Origin of the sequence: Streptomyces sp. NPDC048171 (assembly GCF_043202655.1) — a bacterium.
Lineage (GTDB): Bacteria > Actinomycetota > Actinomycetes > Streptomycetales > Streptomycetaceae > Streptomyces.
The window spans coordinates 314874-333848 of the sequence record NZ_JBIDAU010000004.1; the positions used below are offsets into that span (position 1 = coordinate 314874).

The 18975-nt window shown below is 72.0% G+C and carries 21 protein-coding genes and 1 tRNA gene; 16 read left to right on the forward strand and 6 right to left on the reverse strand.

The features are described from left to right. The first annotated feature begins 9 nt into the window (after window positions 1-9). From ACGF3J_RS13230 to ACGF3J_RS13250, 5 genes are all read left to right on the forward strand, one after another. Window positions 10-408: a DUF3592 domain-containing protein gene (locus tag ACGF3J_RS13230; RefSeq protein WP_161329583.1), complete on the forward strand. Its 399-nt coding sequence runs from the start codon at window positions 10-12 to the stop codon at window positions 406-408. A gap of 53 nt (window positions 409-461) precedes the next feature. Continuing rightward, window positions 462-935, forward strand: a complete 474-nt coding sequence (locus ACGF3J_RS13235) for a hypothetical protein (protein ID WP_161329584.1) — start codon at window positions 462-464, stop codon at window positions 933-935. Between the two features lie 115 nt (window positions 936-1050). Further along, complete coding sequence (locus ACGF3J_RS13240; RefSeq protein WP_161329585.1) at window positions 1051-1542, forward strand: DUF2975 domain-containing protein; 492 nt, start codon at window positions 1051-1053, stop codon at window positions 1540-1542. Next, window positions 1542-1784 (forward strand): helix-turn-helix transcriptional regulator, encoded by a 243-nt coding sequence (locus ACGF3J_RS13245; RefSeq protein ID WP_161329586.1) that lies wholly within the window; start codon window positions 1542-1544, stop codon window positions 1782-1784. The genes ACGF3J_RS13240 and ACGF3J_RS13245 overlap by 1 nt, the downstream gene beginning before the upstream one ends. Then, window positions 1781-2956 (forward strand): NAD(P)/FAD-dependent oxidoreductase, encoded by a 1176-nt coding sequence (locus tag ACGF3J_RS13250; RefSeq protein WP_161329587.1) that lies wholly within the window; start codon window positions 1781-1783, stop codon window positions 2954-2956. Before ACGF3J_RS13245 ends, ACGF3J_RS13250 begins: the two co-directional genes overlap by 4 nt. A 126-nt stretch (window positions 2957-3082) precedes the next feature. Here the strand turns inward: ACGF3J_RS13250 and ACGF3J_RS13255 are convergent, their stop codons facing one another. After that, entirely contained in the window at window positions 3083-3418 is a 336-nt protein-coding gene (locus ACGF3J_RS13255; RefSeq protein WP_393854132.1) for a deoxyxylulose-5-phosphate synthase, read from the reverse strand. 136 nt (window positions 3419-3554) lie between these two features. Beyond that, a complete protein-coding gene (locus ACGF3J_RS13260; RefSeq protein ID WP_393854133.1) occupies window positions 3555-4127 on the reverse strand; it encodes an antibiotic biosynthesis monooxygenase in 573 nt (190 codons plus the stop codon). Window positions 4128-4202: 75 nt separating this feature from the next. Between ACGF3J_RS13260 and ACGF3J_RS13265 the strand changes: the two genes are divergently transcribed. Genes ACGF3J_RS13265 through ACGF3J_RS13280 form a run of 4 tightly spaced genes read left to right on the forward strand, consistent with a single transcriptional unit; the run spans window position 4203 to window position 9788 of the window. Continuing rightward, window positions 4203-4727, forward strand: coding sequence for a (2Fe-2S)-binding protein (locus ACGF3J_RS13265; protein WP_161329590.1), 525 nt, complete (start codon window positions 4203-4205; stop codon window positions 4725-4727). Between the two features lie 11 nt (window positions 4728-4738). Next, window positions 4739-5791 (forward strand): FAD binding domain-containing protein, encoded by a 1053-nt coding sequence (locus ACGF3J_RS13270; RefSeq protein WP_393854134.1) that lies wholly within the window; start codon window positions 4739-4741, stop codon window positions 5789-5791. Continuing rightward, the gene (locus ACGF3J_RS13275) at window positions 5788-8040 is read left to right on the forward strand and encodes a xanthine dehydrogenase family protein molybdopterin-binding subunit (protein WP_161329592.1); all 2253 of its coding nucleotides are present in this window, start codon (window positions 5788-5790) and stop codon (window positions 8038-8040) included. Before ACGF3J_RS13270 ends, ACGF3J_RS13275 begins: the two co-directional genes overlap by 4 nt. Window positions 8041-8048: 8 nt before the next feature. Beyond that, on the forward strand, window positions 8049-9788 hold the full coding sequence (locus ACGF3J_RS13280; protein ID WP_161329593.1) for a SpoIIE family protein phosphatase: 1740 nt from the start codon (window positions 8049-8051) through the stop codon (window positions 9786-9788). An 83-nt stretch (window positions 9789-9871) separates the two neighbouring features. On the opposite strand, the gene ACGF3J_RS13285 is transcribed toward ACGF3J_RS13280, so the two are convergent. The 3 genes from ACGF3J_RS13285 to ACGF3J_RS13295 form a co-directional block, all read right to left on the reverse strand. After that, the gene (locus tag ACGF3J_RS13285) at window positions 9872-10123 is read right to left on the reverse strand and encodes a hypothetical protein (protein WP_161329594.1); all 252 of its coding nucleotides are present in this window, start codon (window positions 10121-10123) and stop codon (window positions 9872-9874) included. Beyond that, complete coding sequence (locus tag ACGF3J_RS13290; RefSeq protein ID WP_114528109.1) at window positions 10120-10470, reverse strand: hypothetical protein; 351 nt, start codon at window positions 10468-10470, stop codon at window positions 10120-10122. Before ACGF3J_RS13290 ends, ACGF3J_RS13285 begins: the two co-directional genes overlap by 4 nt. Before the next feature lie 137 nt (window positions 10471-10607). After that, entirely contained in the window at window positions 10608-11069 is a 462-nt protein-coding gene (locus tag ACGF3J_RS13295) for a hypothetical protein (RefSeq protein ID WP_161329595.1), read from the reverse strand. 368 nt (window positions 11070-11437) lie between these two features. Between ACGF3J_RS13295 and ACGF3J_RS13300 the strand changes: the two genes are divergently transcribed. After that, complete coding sequence (locus ACGF3J_RS13300; RefSeq protein ID WP_161329596.1) at window positions 11438-11971, forward strand: CbrC family protein; 534 nt, start codon at window positions 11438-11440, stop codon at window positions 11969-11971. A 123-nt stretch (window positions 11972-12094) separates the two neighbouring features. Here ACGF3J_RS13300 and ACGF3J_RS13305 read toward each other — a convergent pair. Continuing rightward, window positions 12095-12170, reverse strand: a tRNA-Arg gene (locus tag ACGF3J_RS13305). 243 nt (window positions 12171-12413) lie between these two features. On the opposite strand from ACGF3J_RS13305, the gene ACGF3J_RS13310 reads away from it, so the two are divergent. The 6 genes from ACGF3J_RS13310 (at window position 12414) to ACGF3J_RS13335 (ending at window position 18931) form a co-directional block, all read left to right on the forward strand. Next, window positions 12414-12659, forward strand: coding sequence for a phosphopantetheine-binding protein (locus tag ACGF3J_RS13310; RefSeq protein WP_122619752.1), 246 nt, complete (start codon window positions 12414-12416; stop codon window positions 12657-12659). Then, the gene (locus ACGF3J_RS13315) at window positions 12656-13876 is read left to right on the forward strand and encodes a beta-ketoacyl-[acyl-carrier-protein] synthase family protein (protein WP_161328613.1); all 1221 of its coding nucleotides are present in this window, start codon (window positions 12656-12658) and stop codon (window positions 13874-13876) included. Before ACGF3J_RS13310 ends, ACGF3J_RS13315 begins: the two co-directional genes overlap by 4 nt. A gap of 79 nt (window positions 13877-13955) precedes the next feature. Then, complete coding sequence (locus tag ACGF3J_RS13320; RefSeq protein ID WP_393854135.1) at window positions 13956-15812, forward strand: acyl-CoA dehydrogenase family protein; 1857 nt, start codon at window positions 13956-13958, stop codon at window positions 15810-15812. Next, window positions 15809-16795: a beta-ketoacyl-ACP synthase III gene (locus ACGF3J_RS13325; protein WP_161332206.1), complete on the forward strand. Its 987-nt coding sequence runs from the start codon at window positions 15809-15811 to the stop codon at window positions 16793-16795. Before ACGF3J_RS13320 ends, ACGF3J_RS13325 begins: the two co-directional genes overlap by 4 nt. A gap of 31 nt (window positions 16796-16826) precedes the next feature. Further along, a complete protein-coding gene (locus ACGF3J_RS13330) occupies window positions 16827-18047 on the forward strand; it encodes an FAD-dependent monooxygenase (protein ID WP_161332207.1) in 1221 nt (406 codons plus the stop codon). A 74-nt stretch (window positions 18048-18121) separates the two neighbouring features. Then, window positions 18122-18931 carry a hypothetical protein gene (locus tag ACGF3J_RS13335; RefSeq protein WP_161332208.1) on the forward strand — a complete coding sequence of 270 codons (810 nt, stop codon included), beginning with the start codon at window positions 18122-18124 and terminating at the stop codon, window positions 18929-18931. The last annotated feature ends 44 nt before the right edge of the window (window positions 18932-18975 follow it).

Consider the following 18975-nt stretch of genomic DNA (forward strand, 5'->3'; position numbering starts at 1 on the left):
AGACGAAACGTGTGGCCGACGCTCCTGCTGCTCGCGGGTCTTGTCGTCGTCGGTGCCGGAATCCACGAGGCCGTGCTCCAGCGCCGCCTCCGCCGCGCGGGGACGCGCGCCGACGGCCTGGTGGTCCGCCACCACCGGAGCACCGGCACGAGGGGGGAGGGCGTCACCTTCACCGCGGTGGTCGAGTTCACCGACGCGCAGGGCCGTTCGCACCAGTTCCAGGCCAGGACCTCCGGCGTCGGACGCCTCCCCGTCGGCGGCCGGGCACCGGTGCGCTACCTTCCCGGCACCCCTGGCACGGCACGTGTGGACCTGACCGGGAAGCGGGTCGAGAGCGTCGTACTTCCGCTGGGGGCGGGCGGGTTGTTCGTCGTGGTGGCGATCTGGATGCTGCTCGGTGGGGGTTGAGGCGTCCCCTGTGAGCTCGCCCCCTGTCAGTGGCGGTAACTAGCCTCCGGACCATGGGTATTCAGGTGGACGTGGTGGCGGGCTGTCCGGTCAACGACGAGATGGAGCGCGTGCTCGGGCTGGCCGAGGCGGTCGGCGAGCCGGTCACGGTCACGTTCCTGTGGGAGGGCGGACGCGGTACGGAGCGTGCCGTACTGGTGCCCGCGGCCACGCTGGCGCTGTGGGAGCACTGGGCCCCCGCCGCATATCCGAGGGGCGAGGCCCCGGACGAGGGTGAGGCGGGAGGCGAGGGACCCGGGCCGGCCCACCCGGAGGAGTTCGGGCCGTTCACCCTCTTCCGCCGTCGCGTGGGAAGCCGTACGGCGGTCGCTCGCGCGGGCGTGGTCGTCGCCGAGCTGCTGCCTCCCGAGGAGGCGCACTGGCTGGAGGAGCGGTCCCGCGACGTCCGTCAGGGCTTCATGGATCCCGTGCAGAAGGCGGCGTTCGAGGAGTTCCTCGCGCGGCAGCCGCCGGTCGGTGAGCAGTGACGCGGTGGGATACGCGCGGCCGTAGCGCCTCCGCCCTTGCCGAGCGTCGCCGAGCGTTGCCGCTACCTATCGACTTACGATAGATTAACATCGTGATTCGATTGAAGGAGTGGCGATGGGAAAGCTGACCGTGCTCGCGCTGCGCGCCGTACTCGCGGCGCTGCTCGCCGGGTCGGTGTTCGTCCAGACGGTGATGGCGGCCCTGCTGGCCGCCGACCTGGACGGCGGCGACCTGGCGGACCGGCGCGTGCCGATCGTCGTGATCGTGGTCCTGGGCGTCCTGACGGTGGAAGCCGTCCTCCTGGCCACGTGGCGTCTGGTGACCATGGTGCGCAGGGGCACGGTGTTCTCCTCCGCCGCCTTCCGGTACGTGCACGTCGTGGTGGGCGCGTTCGCCGCCGCCGGGGTGCTCGTCTGCGCACTCGGCGTCGTACTCGCGCCGGGCGAGGCGGTGGCGCCGGGCGTCGTGCTCCTTCTCTGCGGCGTCGCCCTCGCGGCCTTCGGGGTCGCGCTCGTCGTCCTGGTGATGCGGGTGCTGCTCGCCCAGGCGGTCGCCCGCGACGCCGAGGCGTCGCAGATGCAGGCCGAGCTCAACGGGGTGATCTGATGGCCATCGTCGTCGACATCGACGTGATGCTGGCCCGCCGCAAGATGGCCGTGGGCGAGCTGGCCGAACGCGTGGGCATCACCCCCGCCAACCTGGCGGTCCTCAAGAACGGCCGCGCCAAGGCGGTGCGCCTGTCCACACTCGACGCGCTCTGCGAAGCACTCGACTGCCAGCCGGGAGACCTGCTCCGCTGGGAGGCCGACGACCGGGTGGACACGACCGTCCCGGAGCAGCCCCGATGAACGGCCTCGGAGCCACGGCCGAGGCCGACGTCCTGGTGGTCGGCGCGGGCCTGGCCGGCTTGTACACGGCCACACTCCTCGCCCGGCGGGGCCACGACGTGGTCCTGGCCGAACGCCGCGCCAGTCCCGCCTCCGCGATCCGCACCACCGGCATCTTCGTCCGCAAGACACTCGACGACTTCCCGCTCCCGCCCGACTGCCTCGGCCCACCGATCCGGCGCGTCCTGCTCTACCCCCCGAACCTGCGCCGCCCGGTCGGCCTGGTCAGCGGACGCGACGAGTACCGAGTGGGAGACATGGGCCCGCTGTACACGCAGGCGACCAAGGCCGCGGCGGCGTCCGGCGTACGCATAGCGCTGAGCACCCGCTACGTCGGCCGCACCGGCACCACGTTCCACCTCGCCGGACGCGAGGGCCCCACGACGCTGCGGGCACGCTTCGTCGTGGGAGCCGACGGTGCCCGCTCACGCGTCGCCCACGACCTGGGCCTCGACCGCAACCACCACCTGCTGGTCGGCGCGGAGGAGGTCTTCGCCCTGTCCGAAACCGGCGACGAGCCACCGACGTTCCACTGCGTACTCGACCCGTCCCACGCCCCCGGCTACCTGGCCTGGGTGGTCCACGACGGCCGGCACGCCCACGTCGGCGTCGCGGGCTACGCCGACCGCTTCCCCCACGGCCTGCGCCGCACCATGGAACGCTTCAGCGCCGCGGCCCCCGGCCTGAGGGGCGTGACCCGCCCCGACGCGGTGGAACGACGCGGCGGCCCGATCCCCGTCGGCGGCGTCCTCCGCCGGATCGGCTGCCCGGACGGCCTCCTCGTGGGCGACGCGGCCGGCGCGGTCTCGCCGCTCACCGCGGGCGGCCTGGACCCGTGCCTGCGCCTGTCGGAGCACGCGGCAAAGGTCCTGGACACGGCCCTGCGCACGGGGGACCGGCAGGCTCTGCGCACCTACGACGGAGCAGCCCTGCGCACCGACTTCCGCGGCCGCCTGATGCTCCGCAGGGCACTGTCCCAACTCCGCACCCCGGCAATGGCGGAGGCGGCCTTCCCCCTCCTCCGGAGCCGCTTCGGCAGAGCGGTCGCCGGCAGGATCCTCTTCGGCGACAGGTCGTTTCCTACGCCGGCGAGGGCCGAGGTCAGCGCCGGCGGTGGTCGGTCTTCACGGTGAAGGGGGCCGCAACGCTGACGACGCCGGTGAACATGTCGCCGGTCCGGTAGCTGTGGGCCGCCGCGGTCGAGGACGTAGGTACAGATCAGCGGCACATTCACGGAACGTGTCCCTGCATGCGTGCGGTTAGGGCAGGTCGCGGCGGACCAGCGCCCGAGCGAAGGGCTCCCCGGTGGCGCGCGCGTGGGCCATGCGTTCGCGTACCTCGCCGAGAGTGCGTGGGCGGTAGCCGGGGCCGCCGCAGCAGCTCTTGTGGAAGCGCACGCCGGCGTACAGCAGCACGGAGAGCGTGCGCCAGGCTGCGGTGTCCCGCCTCTTGGGTGCCGCGAAAGCGGAGCCGACGTGGATCAGTGGGTCGGCGCAGCGTGGACAGACCCGGTCGTGGTCGTAGTAGCCGGGGTAGGGCTGCTTGTACGAGGCCCGGCAGGGCAGGCAGACGTACGAGGTCTTTCCATGGGCCATGCGGGAAGGGTAGAGCGGCCACCGCTGCCGCGCCGCTCCTCGAACGCCCGGTATTGCAGGCTGACTTCGGACGGCTGGAGGTACGCACCCGTGCCGAGACCAGCCCAACGGAGACGAGCCGGTCGCCGCCCCCGCGCTACAGGGGTTCCCGTCCGTCCTGGTACAGCCACCGGCGCAAGAGGCGGCTCAGCAGCGGCATGACGGCGTAGGTGAGCAGTGGTGCCAGCACGACGGGGAAGACCAGCGTGCGCCACACCAGGGGCCACGTGTGGAAGTACTCGGCGACGAGCCCGTCGTAGAGCAGGGCGAAGGGGTAGACGGCGATGATCGTCACCAGGGACATCTTCCAGCGCGCCGGCGGCGGGGCCGAGCCGTCGGGGACGCTGAACCACGTCTCCAGGCCCGTGGTGGTCAGCCTCGGGTGGGCCGGGTGACCGGCGTTCCCGACCCGCTCCTGCCAGGCCGCCCGCTCGGGCGACGTCATCCACCGCTCCAGGCTGCGCGTGTCGGCGAAGCGGACCACGGCGTGGTATCGGTGATCGCCGCTCTCGGGCCGGAGCCAGGTCACTCCGCGATGGCCCGGGAACGCCGCGGCCGCGCGCTCCAGCCCGTGGGCCCACTGTTCGAACTCCGTCTCCCTGCCGGGCGTCACCTCCCAGGTGTACACCACGGTCACCGGCTCGGTGGATTCGGACGAAGGCTGACTCATGCCGCGAATCTAACTTTTGCGTCGCAAAAGCGCCCGTAAGAGAATCGACAGGTGTTGCCTTTTTGGAGGTGCGCGATGTCCGCTCCCGGCCCCGCTCTCAGCCACCAGGACACCACCGCGGCGGAACGAGGACCCCACCCCGTCCGCATCACCCTGTCGATCAACGGCACCGCGCACGACCTCGACGTCGAACCACGCGTCAGCCTCCTGGACGCGCTGCGGGAGCACCTGGACCTGACCGGCGCCAAGAAAGGCTGCGACCAGGGAACCTGCGGAGCCTGCACCGTGTGGGTCGAGGGCCGGCGCGTGCTCGCCTGCCTGACCCTGGCGGTGGCCTGCGAAGGCCGCGAGGTCACCACGATCGAAGGGCTCGCCCCGGAGGAGGATCCCCATCCCGTCCAGCGGGCCTTCGTCGAGCAGGACGCCTTCCAGTGCGGTTACTGCACGCCGGGCCAGATCATGTCCGCGGTGGCACTGCTGGAGGAAGGGCACACGACGGACGACGCCGAGATCAAGGAGTGGATGAGCGGCAACATCTGCCGCTGCGCCGCCTACCCGAACATCCGGGCCGCGATCCGCGCCGTCCGGGACCAGACGTAGGGAGCCTCCTCGTGCGGCCCATCACCTACCTCCGCGCGACCGACGCGGCGAACGCCGTCGAGGCCGTCACCACGGACCCCACCAGCGACTTCCTCGCCGGAGGCACCACCGAGGTCGACCTGCTCCGGCAGGAGGTGCTCCATCCTCGCCGCCTCGTCGACATCAACGACCTGCCGCTGACCGTCATCGAAGGCACCCCCGACGGCGGCCTCCGCATGGGCGCGCTGGCCAGGATGAGCGACGTCGCCGCCGCCCCCGTCGTACGCGACCGCTTCCCGATGATGGCCCAGGCACTGGAGTCCGGCGCCTCCCCGCAGCTGCGCAACATGGCGTCCATGGGCGGCAACCTGCTGCAACGAGTGCGCTGTTCGTACTTCCGCGACGGCGAATCCCCGTGCAACAAGCGGGACCCCGGCACCGGCTGCTCGGCCGTCGAGGGCTTCAGCCGCGGTCACGCCGTACTCGGCACCAGCGACCACTGCATCGCGACCCACCCCTCGGACGTGGCCGTGGCCCTGGTGGCCCTGGACGCCCGGGTGCACACCGTGGGGCCGAAGGGGGAGCGGACCTACGCCGTCGACGACTTCTTCCTCCTCCCCGGTGACTCACCGCACCTGGAGCACCCCATGGAGCACGGCGAGTTGATCACCGGCATCGACGTCCCCGCCACACCGGTGGCGCGCCAGTCGCTCTACCTCAAGATCCGGGACCGCGCGTCGTACGAGTTCGCCCTCGTCTCGGTGGCGGCCGCACTGTCCGTGGTGGACGGCACGATCGCGGACGTGCGCATGGCCCTCGGCGGTGTCGCCACCAAACCCTGGCGGGCCCGGCGGGCGGAGGACTTCCTCGTCGGCGCGGCCAACGACCCCGACTCCTACGCCATGGCCGCCCGCGTGGAGATGGCCGACGCCCGGCCCACCCCCATGAACGCCTTCAAGGTGGAACTCGCCCAGCGCGCGATCGTCCGCGCCCTGCGCACGCTCGGCGACGGCGGAGCGACCGGGGCGGCGTCCCACCTCGAGACCGGGGCGGCTTCCCACCCCGAGACCGGGAGCCCGTCATGACCGCGACCGTCCCCGCCGCGACCGTCCCCGCAGCGACGGGACAGCCCCTCGACCGCGTCGACGGCCTCGCCAAGGTCGGCGGACGCGCGCGGTACTCCGCCGAGATCCCCCTCCCGGACATGGCGTACGCGTGCGTCGTCGGCTCCCGCGTCGCCGCCGGGCGGGTCACCGGCATCGACACGAGTGCCGCACGGGCCGAGGAGGGCGTCCTGACCGTCCTCACCCACGAGACGCTGCCGAGGATCGCCGAGCAGCCCCCGCTCATCCCGTCCCTCGGCGGCACGGCGGCGCCCGGGCAGACCTTCTTCCCCATGCAGGACGACACCGTGCACTACGCGGGCCAGCAGATCGCGCTGGTCGTCGCCGACACCTGGGAGAGGGCCCAGCACGCGGCGCGGCTGGTGCGCGTCTCCTACGAGGAGACCCCGCCCGTCACCACCCTCGACCAGGGGCGCGAGTCGGCCTACGAACCCGAGCGCATCTTCGGCGGCTGGATACCGGGCCGCATGGAACGCGGGGACGTCGATGCCGGTCTGCGGGAAGCCGACGTCACGGTGGACGCCACGTACACCTACGCGGCCAACAACCACAACCCGCTCGAGGCGTCCTGCACCACGGCCCAGTGGGACGGTGACGAACTGCTGCTGTACGACGCCACTCAGGGCGTCAACGCCACCCAGATGACGGTCTCCCGCCTGCTCGGCGTCCCCATGTCGCGGATCCGGGTCATCGGGCACTTCGTGGGCGGCAGCTTCGGATCGAAGGCGATGATCCACGCCCATCCGACCCTCGCCGCGATGGCGGCACGTGCCGTCGGCAGGCCCGTCAAGCTCTTCCTCACCCGCGAGCAGATGTTCACCTCGGTCGGTCACCGCGAGGAACAGGAGCAGCGGATGACGCTCGGCGCGACCCGTGAGGGCCGCCTGACCGCCGTACGGCACCTGAAGCTGTCCCCGACCTCGCACTTCGACGACTGGGCGGAACCGTCCATCGGCACGTCCTCGCAGATCTACGCGTGCCCCCACTACGAGGGCGTCTACCGGCTGTTCCGTGCCAACACCATGACGCCCACCTTCATGCGCGCGCCGGGTGAGGCCAGCGGCATGCACGCCCTGGAGTGCTCGATGGACGAACTCGCGCACGAGCTGGGCCTGGACCCGATCGAGCTGAGACTGCGCAATCACACCGAGGTCGACGCCATGACGGGGCATCCCTGGTCCAGCAGCGGCCTGAGGGAGTGCTACGAGCGCGGGGCGGACCGCTTCGGCTGGGCCGGCCGTGATCCCCGCCCGGGTACCCGCAGGGAGGGCGACTGGCTGATCGGCACCGGCATGGCCACCGCGAGTTACCCGGTCGCTCCACTCGCCAATCCCCAGCGCGCCCGTGCTCGTCTGTACGCCGACGGAACCGCGATCGTCCAGGCGGCCACCCCCGAGTTCGGCACCGGCGTCGCCACGGCCATGACGCAGGTCGCGGCCGACGGTCTGGGGATCGGCGTGGACCGGTGCCGCTTCGAGAACGGTGACACCGACCTGCCCAGCATCGCGGCCGCGGTCGGCTCGGCCGGCGCCGGCATGATCAGCGCGGCCGTGCACAGCGCCGCCACCGCCCTGCGCCGGCAGCTCGTCGACAGCGCGGTGGCGGATCCCGGCTCGCCGCTGTACGGCGCGGACCCGGTCCGTGTGGTCGTGCGGGACGGCGTCATGAGCAGCGAGAACGCCTCCGAGTCGTACGCCGACCTGCTGCGGCGGACCCTTCGGCCGGACGCCGAGGCCGTGGGGCAGTGGAACCCACCTGCACACGACATCCCCTACGGGACGATGACGTTCGGTGCCCAGTTCGCCGAGGTCGCCGTGGACGCGGACCTGGGCGTCGTGCGGGTGCGGCGGATGACGGGGGCGTTCGCGCCCGGCCGGGTCCTCAACGCCAAGACGGCACGCAGCCAGCTGATGGGCGGCATGCTGTGGGGCCTCGGCCAAGCCCTGCTCGAGGCCAACCACATGGACCCGGACACCGGGCGCTGGGCCAACACGAGCCTCGGGGACTACCTCGTCGCCGTCAACGCGGACGCCCCCGACGTCGACGTCGAGCTGATCGAGGTCGAGGACGACGTCGTCAACCCCCTGGGTGTCAAGGGCGTCGGCGAGATCGGACAGGTCGGCGTCTCCGCCGCCATCGCCAACGCGGTGCACCACGCCACGGGAAGGCGGATCCGGAAGCTGCCGATCACGATCGAGGAACTCATCTGAGGACGCCCATGGACGCAGCGGACTCCGCCCGTACCGCCCGTGCATCGGATGCCCTGGATCTGGGGAACGATGTCACCCCGGCGCTGCGGGCCCTGTTGACCGACTCGGTCGTCGGTCTCGTCGTCTGGGACACCGACCTGCGGTGCGTATGGGTCAACGACGCTCTCGAACGCTATGACGGAATTCCCCGGGAACGGCGCCTGGGCCGGTCACCCAGGGACTCCCTGACCGGCGACACCGTTCAGCTGGAGTCCCTCGTACGCCGGGTGCTGGTCGACGGCCACTGCGTGACGGGCCGCGAGTACCGCGTTCCGCCGGCCGTGGGGAAGCGACGGGACCGTGCCTTCTCCGCCTCCTTCGTACGCCTGCACACCGCCGGCGGCCGCCCCATCGGTGTGTGCATGCTGATGCTGGTCGTCACCGACCGGCGGTGGGCCGGGGACCGCCTGGCGGTGGTGAGCGAGGCCGGCACACGCGTCGGCACCACGCTGGACGTCGCCCGCACGGCACAGGAACTGGCCGACTACACGGTGCCGTTGATCGCCGACTACGTGACCGTCGACCTCACGGAGGCGGTACGGCTCGGCGAGGAGCCGCTGGACCGGCTGGGCACCTCCCGCGGACGCGTCCCCAAATTCCGGCGGGCCGGCCTGGCCTCGGTCCACACCGGCGCCCCGGAGTCGCTGTGGTCGAACGGCGAGGTCGTGTACGTCCCCGAGACCTCACCGTTCACACAGGTGCTGTACACGGGCCGCCCCCTGCTGGAACCCGTGCTCGACACCGCGCGCGACACCTGGCTGGCCGAGGACCCGGCGCGGGCCTCGAAGATCCGCGAGTACGGCATGCACTCGCTGCTGATCCTCCCGATCCACGCCCGGGGCATCCTGCTGGGCGTGGCGGTCTTCGTACGCACGACGAACCCGACGCCTTTCGACGAGAACGACCAGCTCCTGGCCGAGGAGCTGGTGGCCCGCGCCGCACTGAGCCTGGACAACGCCCGCCGCTACACCCGGGAACGGAACACGGCCCTCGCCCTCCAGCGGAGCCTGCTGCCGCGACGGGTGCACGGCGGCACCGCCATGGAGGTGGCCGCCCGCTACCTTCCGGCGGAAGCCGAGGACAGCGTCGGCGGCGACTGGTTCGACGTCATCGGGCTGCCCGGCGGACGCCTGGCCCTCGTCGTGGGCGACGTGGTGGGACACGGCGTCACGGCGGCGGCGACCATGGGCAGACTGCGTACGGCCATCCGCACCCTCGCGGACCTCGACCTGCCTCCGGGGGAGCTGCTGACGCGGCTGGACCACACGTTCATCCGGCTGACCGAGGACGAGGAGGCAGCCGACGACGCGGAGATCCCGTCGATGGGCGCGACCTGCGTCTACGCCGTCTACGACCCCGCAGTCCGCAGGTGCGCGCTGGCGCTGGCCGGCCATCCCCCGCCGGCCGTCGTCCACCCGGACACCGGCGCCTCGTTCCCGGACCTGCCGCACGGAACTCCGCTCGGCCTCGGGATGCTGGAGTTCCCGTCCGCGGAGCTGGAACTGCCCGCGGGCAGCCTGCTCGCCCTGTTCAGCGACGGCCTCGTCGAGGACCGCCACCAGGACATCGACGTCGGCATGCGGAGAGTGGGCCGGGCTCTCACCCAGCCCGCCCCGTCCCTGGAGGACCTCAGCACGGCCGTGATCAACACACTGCCGACGGCGACGCCGGCCGACGACGTGACGCTGCTGCTGGCACGCGGGCTGTGACACTTCGTCGCGGGGTGGAGAACGTAGGTGCAGCCGAGACAGCAAACGTCCTCGCTCCGAAGAGCCGGGGCCACCTGCTGGGGTCAGATCCAGGTGACCTGGAGGACGTAGCCGCACTCAAACCGGGGGATGATCAGGAAGACGAACATGCCTCCGGGGACATCCACCGTCTCGCTCTTCGGCCCCGTTCCTTCGTACCTCGTGCCGTCGAGGTGGAGAGCTTCAGCGGCGCGGATCAGCTCGTCGGCTTTCTTCTCGACCTCGGCGATGAAGGCCGGCGGAGCTCCGCCGGCCACGTACTCCTCGCCAGGGTCGTACTCCCATCTCCAGGTCACCCGGACACCGCCTTGTACGCGGCGCGGATGATGTCGCCGGAGATCCGTACGTAGCGGCGGCTTTCTTCAAGAGTCTCGGCTGCGTTGGCCATGTACTCGGCACGGCGCAGCTCACGCGCCGCCTCGGGAAACCGCTCGATTTCGATGTTGGCCGCCCACGCGATCATGAAGAGCTGGAGGGGCTTGATGCTGCTCTGCTCGATGGCGGCGGCGACGGCCTTGCGCTGATCGGCGTCCATTTCGGGCAGCCGCTCCGGCGCGATGGCGGCAAGGGCAGCCCGGAGGGCCTCGGGGGTCCGCGCGGGGCGCGGGATCAGCTCTGTGCCGTGGTCGGGCTGTGTGCTCACGATGTCCTCCAAGGGATGCCCCGGCCAGCATATCCAGCCGGGGCACACGCATCAGATGTCGTCGTCCAGCCCCTCCTCGCGGCGGATCATCCGCCAGCTCCTGACACAGCGATCACACGATCTTCCGGCGGTTGTTTTCACCGGACTTGCGGGCCACCACCTCGTTCGGACGGCTGCGTGGACGGCCAGTTGGCCAGCCGGGCGCGGGCTTCCTGAGCAATGACCGGCCACGGGTCATCAACCAAACCCGCAACCGCCGACCGAGGCGAGTGCGGATGGTTTGCTACGAGCCTCCGCACGGCGTCATGCGGATCGTCGACCAGCCGTTGCAGCAGCTCAGGCGGGCAATGGCGTTTACTGGCCACCCGGTCTCGGACCCGCCAATCCGGATCCTTGATCAGCTCGGCCAGGATCTCTGACGGCACCGTCCTGTTATGCGCAGCCCAGACACGCATGTCGGGACGGTTGCGCACCAGGTCCCACCAGACTGCCAGCGGCATGGCTGCCCACGCCGAGCGGTTGTACTCCGCCGGGTCCTCGCTCTCCCGCAGCCGGATGAACTCCTCCACGGAGGTGATCTCGGGGAAACGGTCCGTCATGGCAGCCAGTAAGCCACGATGTCCAGGTCAGACGTCAAGCATCACCTGACGCCGAATCGTCAAGCATCATCTGAGACCAGACAGGGGCGCTTGCCTGCGTGGCTTCGTACGTGGGGGCCGTTGCTGTCCGTCCCGCAGAGTGAGGGAACCCCGCCCTGCCCACAGCCGTGCCGGTCCCTGCGCTGGTCCTCGGACCTCCGGAGGCCGAGGCACGCAGATATCAAGGGCCCGGAGCGTGATTGGTCTGGGGCCCTTTGGCGGCCGGCAGCACTTCGATGACGCCGCTTGATCCCATACTTCCTTGCGGACAGACTGCCCTCCATGGGATCCGTAGGCATCGCCTCCGACGCGCAGATCGCGAGCCTGCGATGAGTGCCGAGCTGCCCTTCTTCCGGTATCACCCGGACCCCCTGGCAAGCGGATCCATCCGCGCGTCTGCCGAGTCGTGCGCCTGCTGCGGCCGCAGCACTGGCTGGATCTACACGGCAACCTTCTACTCCGCGCAAGAGGTCAGCGGGCGCTTCTGCCCCTGGTGCATCGCAGACGGGAGCGCGGCTCAACGCTTCGCGGGTGAATTCACCGACTCCTACGGGCTCGACGGTGTGAGCGACGACGTGTTGCACGAGGTCACCCGCCGCACACCGGGGTTCCACGCTTGGCAAGATCCGCACTGGCTCGTCCACTGCCAAGACGCGGGTGCCTTCGTGGCCGAAGTCGGGTACACCGAGTTGGCGGAGCATCCCGAAGCTCTCGACCAGCTTCGGACCGACATGCGCATGGATGGTTGCCATGACGAAAGCCGGCTTGAGCGCCTCTTGACACGCCTCGGCGAGGGGATGACCGCCATGCTCTTCCGGTGCACCGTCTGCGGCGCCCACCTCGCCTACGCCGACGCATCCTGAAGATCGTCCGCCGGTGCGAGTCTGCGGCATCGGATGAGGGCGTAGGTGGCAGCGACCGCCCGCGTTGATGTCAGACGTGGATGTCAAAGGCCCCGGACCATGATCGGTCCGGGGCCTTTTGCCTGGTGCCCCCGGCAGGATTCGAACCTGCGACACCCGCTTTAGGAGAGCGGTGCTCTATCCCCTGAGCTACGAAGGCGGGCGGCCCGGCAGGGCTGGGCCGTCGCGGACAGTGTAGCGGGTGGGGTGGGGGAGGGGTGGTGGCGGGCGAGGTGGGGAGTGGGGGGTTCCGGGTGGGTGTCCGTGTCGCATGTGGGTGGTGCGTACGCATTTGTGTGCCTGATAACGGCGCGATAGGTGCCCCATATCGGCCGCCAGCACAGTGGAGCCCGATCTCGTTTCGAGGTGTCGAATCAACCCTGAGCCCCAGAGGTGAACGCCCATGAGTACGGACCCCAAGTCGGTTGTGCACGGGATTCTGGCCGAGGATCTGGAAGTGGAGCCGGCGGACATCACGGACGCGGCGCTGCTGCGGGACCTGGAGCTGGACTCGCTGGCCGTCGCCGAGCTGATCGTGCGGATCAAGGAGGAGACCGGCGTGGACCTCGCCGGTGAGGAGACGCGGATCGCGGATCTCAGCGTGGGGGAAGTCGTCTCGCTGGCCGGCGCGGGTCTGGAAGCGGCGTGACCGAGGGGCCCGTGGCCATCACCGGTGCGGGACTGGTGACGCCGGCCGGTACCGACGCCGACTCGACCTGGGAGGCGATGTGTGCCGCCGAGTCCCTGGAGAGCGGTGATCCGGAGCCGCTGGCCGGTACCGGGGCCTGGCACAGTCTGCGGGTGCCCGAGCTGCGGCCGGGGCAGCTGACCGGGCGCGGGACCGCCCGTACCGATCCGTTCATACGGTTCGCCCTCGCCGCCGTCGAGGAGGCGCTCACGCAGTCGCGACTCGATCCCGGCAGCTGGGACGGCAGCCGGGTGGGAGTAGTGGTGGGCAGCGCCTTCGGGGGTGTCACCACGCATGACGAGCAGCATCGGCGGATGGAGCGGCAGGGCGCGGGCATGGTCTCGCCGTACCTGCATCCGCGGGCCCTGATCAACATGGCCGCCGGGACCATCGGTGCGCGGTACGGGATCACCGGGCCGGGGCATACCGTGGCCGCCGCCTGTGCGTCGGGGGCCTCGGCGTTCGGGCTGGGCAAGATGCTGCTGGACGCCGGGGTCTGCGACACGGTTGTGGCCTGCGGCACCGACGCCGCCGTCACTCCCCTCGTCGTCTCCGGGTTCGCCCGCATGGGCGCGCTGTCCGAGCAGAAGGCGACCGACGCGTCCCGGCCGTTCGCCGCCGACCGCGACGGCTTCGTGATCTCGGAGGGCGCCGCGGCCGTCGTGATGGAGAAGCCGGCGAAGGCTCGCGCCCGCGGTGCCGAGGTGCTGGGGCGGCTGCTCGGGCACGCCGACACCTCCGACGCGCATCACCCGACCGCCCCCCGTCCGGACGGCGCGGGCGCCGCGGCCGCCGTCGAGCGGGCGCTGGCGGCGGCCCGCATGTCGGTGCGGGATGTGGACTCGGTCAATGCGCACGGCACCTCCACTCCGCAGAACGACCAGACCGAGGCCCGGCTCATCGCCCGCCTCTTCCCGCACGGTCCGGCCGTCACCGCCAACAAGGGCCTGCTGGGCCACACCCTCGGCGCGGCCGGCGCCATCGAGGCCGTACTGACCCTGCGCAGCCTGCGCACCGGCATCCTGCCGCCCATCGCGCACACCGAGCGGGCCGACTCCGGCCTGCCCGACCTCGACCTGGTCCTCGGCGGCCCGCGCCGGCACGGCGGGAGCGTCGCCGTGAGCACCTCCTTCGGCTTCGGCGGCAGCAACTGCGCGCTCGTACTCGACGCCGCCTGACCCCCCACCTACACAACTCGCGGTCGCACCGTCATGCCCTGACGTCGCCCGGGTGCGTACGGCCATTCCTGGAGAGTTCATGACGCAACGCGAAGAAGAGCTGGCCCGTGTCCTCTCCGGGCCCGAGTTCGCCACCATCCGACCCGACGACCTCAGCGTCCGCGACTACAGCCTGCTCACGCTGCGCCGGGCGCGGCTCCTCAACGGGGCCGGGTTCGCGGCGAACTCGCTGTGGCTGGGGCGCGGTGACAGCGACCGCTTCCCCGAGTTCCTGCGCACCATGGGCTGGATCGGGGCGTACGACCTGTCCCTGCTCAACGTCCTCGTCTCGCACCAGATCGCGGGCGACGCGCTCCTCAGCCACGCCGGTGCGGAGCAACTCGGCTCCTGGGCGGCGGAGATCGACTCCATGGAGCGGATGTACTGCTTCGCCGGGTCCGAACTGCTCGCCGGGTCCGATCTGAAGCAGGTGCGGACCGTCGCGACGTACGACCCCCGCGACCGCACCCTGGTGCTCGACACCCCGCGGCCCGCCGACAGCAAGGTGTGGACCGGCAACAGCCTGCACAGCGGCGACGTGGCCATGGTGCTGAGCCGGCTGGTGGTCGGCGGGCGGGACGAGGGGCACCACTGGCTGCGGGTTCCGCTGCGCGCGGACGGCCGGGTGCTGCCCGGGGTGCGGATCGGGCGGGCCGAGCCCAAGGGCGGCGTCACCGCCAACCAGACCGGTGTGCTGACCTTCAGCGGTCACCGGCTTCCGCTGTCCGCCCTGATGAACCGGTGGGCGTCGATCGACGAAGAGGGGAGGTACAGCTCTCCGTTGCCGCGTCACCGGCGGTTCGAGGAGTGTCTGGCCACCTTCACGCACGAGCGGCTCTTCCCCTCGGTGGGCGCGGCGTACGCGCAGCTGCTCGCCTGCGCCATCACCACCCGGTTCGCGGCCGTCAAGCAGACCTTCGGCCGGCCGCTGCTCGGCCACGAGCACTACCGCATGCGGCTGACCGCGGCCGTGGGCCGGTCGCTGGGTGCCCGGCACGCCATGGCCGCGCTGTCCGGCATCGCGGTGGCCCGCAGCGCGCAGGGGGCTCCGGCCCGCGACCAGGTGCTGCACGCCCTGATCTCCTGCGGGAAGTCCGGCTCGACCGGCGATGCCCGGACCACGCTCGCCGAGACGCGGGAGCTGTGCGGCGGGCTCGGCTACCACGACGCGAACCAGATCGCGCCCCTGCTGCACGACTACGAGATCGCCGTCACCTTCGGCGGCGACAACACCGTCCTCGGCTACCAGGCGACCCGGTTCGCCCTGCGCCACCGCGCGGACTTCGACAAGGTGCTCGACGAGGCGGCCGCCGGGGCCACGCGCCTGGACGCCGCCCGGGTGCTGCGGGCCGTCTGCTACGCCCTGCTCGACCGGGTGGAGCGGGACGGCGCCGGGGAGGCCAGCGCCCAGTGGAGCCGCGCCGTCCACCAGATGCTGGCCCTCGGCCACTGGGCCCGCGAGGCCGCGAACCCGTTGTCCGAGCGGCTGCTGGGGCAGTACGCGGCGGCCTGTGTGCTGGAGCACGCGCTGACCGGGCTGCGGGCCGGGATCCTCGACCAAGACGCGCTCCTCGGATTCGAGGCGGCCCGGCACGAGGCGGCCGGCGCGTCCCTCGACGCCGACGCGCTGCTGCGTGAACTGGCCGTGCCCGAGGGGCTGATCAGCGCGCCCATCGCCCACCCCGACTTCGCGGAACGGCACGCCGCCGTGGCCCACGCCGGGTCCGGTCAGCCCGCGCACCCGGCCTCCGCCGAAGCCGGCGGCCACGCCGCGCCCGACGGCCGGGGCGGCCACACAGCGCCCGACGGCCGGGAGCGCCACGCCGCCCCCGACGCCGGGGACGGCCACGCCGCCCACGCCACCCCCGGCGCCGTCCAGGCGGGAGTGCGCCCGTGAGCGCGTCGAACGACCGCGTCGGCGCCGTCGTCACCGGTCTGGGCACCTGTCTGCCGGAGACGGTCGTCACCAACGACGAGTTGTCCCGGCACCTGGACACCGACCACGCCTGGATCCACAGCCGCACCGGCATCGAACGCCGCCGCCGCGTGTCCGCCGGGACCACCACCGGGGACCTCGCCGTGACCGCCGGGGCCGCCGCCCTGAAGTCCGCCGGACGCGACGACTGCGACCTCGTACTCCTCGCGACCACGACACCGGACCGGCGCTGCCCCGCCACCGCCCCCCGGGTGGCGTCCCGGCTCGGGCTGCAGGCCGCCGCGTTCGACCTGTCCGCCGTGTGCTCCGGGTTCGTGTACGGGTTGTCCGTGGCCGACGCGATGATCACCGCGGGCACCTGCGAACGGGCCCTGGTCATCGGCGCGGACGTCTACTCGTCGATCGTCGACCCCGGCGACCGGGGCACGGCCGTCGTCTTCGGCGACGGGGCCGGCGCCGTGCTCCTGGAGCGCGGCCGGACCGGTGATCCGGGTGCGGTGCTCCACACCGAGCTCGGCAGCGACGGCACCGGCGACGACCTGATCACCATCCCGCCGGACGGCGACCACCTCACCATGCGGGGCAGCGACGTCTACGCCCGCGCCGTGACCACCATGACGGAGTCCGCGCGCTCCGTCGCCGCGCACGCGGGCTGGGACCTGGCCGACGTGGACGCCTTCGTCGGACACCAGGCGAACCTCCGCATCCTCACCTCGGTCGCCAAGCGCCTCGGCCTGCCCAGGGAGCGGGTGGTGTCGAACATCGCGGACGTCGCCAACACCGCCGCCGCCTCCATCCCCCTCGCGCTGGCCGACGCGGCCGCCGAGGGTCGTGTCGGTTCCGGCGACCGGCTGCTCCTGACCGCCTTCGGCGGCGGCCTCACCTGGGGTTCCGCCGCCGTCGTCTGGTCGGGCGCGGAACCCGTGCAGGACCAGCGGAGCTGACCGCATCGAGCGCACGAGAGGAAGGGACACCGTGGTGCCGAAGCTGCGGATCGCAGTGGTCGGCGGGGGCATCGGCGGACTCGCCGCCGCCCTCGCCCTGACCCGGAAGGGCCATGAGGTACGCGTCTTCGAGCAGGCGCCGGAACTCAGGGAATCGGGCGTGGGCATGCACCTGGGCCCCAACGGCAGCCGCATCCTGGAGCGCTGGGGCCTCGGCGAGCGGCTGCGCGCCCTCGGTGTACGGCCCAGCGGCATGGAGGTGCGGGACTGGGCGCACGGCGCCACCCTGGTGCGGCAGCCGATGGGCGAGGAGTGGCTGGCCGAGTTCGGGGCGCCGTACTACACGATCCACCGGGCCGACCTGCACACCATGCTCGCCGAGTCGCTGCCGTCCGGCGTGGTGCGGGCGGGGCACCGGCTCGAGCGGTTCACCGAGACCGGGCGGGAGGTCCGGCTGGAGTTCGCCGGCGGCGCCACCGCCGAGGCCGACGTGCTGATCGGCGCGGACGGGGCGCACTCCGTGGTGCGCCGCACGCTCGCCGGGCCCGACACGGCCGTCTTCTCCGGCCAGAGCGCCTTCCGCGGCATCGTCGCCCGCGACCAGGTCCCCGATCTGCCCGGCGACACCCTGCTGGTGTGGGCCGGACCCGACGCCCGCATGCTGGTCTACCCGGTGCGCGGCGGGGAGTTCCTCACCTTCGTCGCCGTCGTGCCCGACCCGCGCTGGCGGCTGGAGTCGTGGAGCGCCCCCGGCGAACTGGACGAACTCGCCGCCCTCTTCGACGGCTGGAACCCCGACGTCAAGTCGCTGGTCGCCGCGGTGCGGGAGACCCGCCGCTGGGCGCTGTACGACCGTGAGCCGCTGGCCCGCTGGAGCGCCGGGGCCGTCACCCTCCTCGGTGACGCGGCCCACCCGATGCTGCCCCACCACGGCCAGGGCGTCAGCCAGGCCGTCGAGGACGCGGCGGTCCTCGCGCACTGCCTGGACGCGCCGTCAGCCGCCGCGCCCTCGGCCCCCGCCGGGCGGCGCCTGATCGCGGACGCGCTGGACGCCTACGAGGGCGTCCGCAGGCCGCACACCACCCGGGTCCAGCTCGGCTCCCGGGGCGGCGGCTCGCAGCGGCTGCGGCCCGACGACGGCGGCGACGGCGGCGAGTCCGCCGGAACGATGTCCTCCCTCGTCCAGGACGTGTCCTGGATCCAGCGGCACGACGCCGAGGCCGACCTGCCGGACCTGCCGCGGACCCACTGAACCGGCTCCCGTGAACCCACCCCCGTAACCCACCCCCGTGAACCCACCCCGCGCGAGAGAACCAAGGAGAATCCATGTCGAACAGCAGCAACCTCGGCCGACGAAGGCTGATGACCACCACCCTCGGCACCGTCGCGGCCGTCGGCCTCGGCGCCGGCACCGGCCTCCTGGGAGCCGCCCCAGCCGGTGCCGCCGAGCGGCCGGCCGCCACCCCGTACCGCGGCCGCGGCGACGACTTCCCCGACGTACCCGGCATGCTCGGCGACCGTCGCGCCAACGAGCTCTGGTACATGTTCGACGAGACCACGCTCTACAACGTGGGACCGGAGCTGGAGCAGGCGTTCACCGACATCGAGACCGCGCTCGGCGACGGCTGGGAGCGGGCCATCTTCGACGCCTGGATGGCGATGGCGGCCACCAGCGACTACCCGAACAACTTCATCGAGTACGTCACCCCCATCAAGGGCCCGCTCGCCGTGCTCTCCAAGGCCCAGCTCGGCGTCTTCGACGACTACTACCGGCCGGGCAGCCACGGCGTCGTCAGCGCCTTCGCGGACTTCGCCCAGGGCGTGCTCTACGACCCCCGCCGCGAGCGCCCGGTGCACACCATGAACGGCAACCCGCCCCCCGGCTACCACATCTGGTACATCTTCATGCGCTCCATGATGCTGCTGGGCATCGACCGCCACCGCTGGGAGCGGATGGCCCCGGTCAACGCCATGGCGTGGGCGATCCAGGCCATCGCCAAGCCCACCCAGATGGAGGTCAAGGAGCCGCTGCCGCGCCAGGTCGTGGCCCGTGAGGCCGTCAAGTGGCTGCCGCGCGGCGTGCGTCAGCTCGACCGCGACTTCCTGTCCTACCCGCTCCCCGAAGGCATGAGCTGACCCACCCCGCCCCCGCGGACGGGACAGCCGTCGGGAGAGACAGG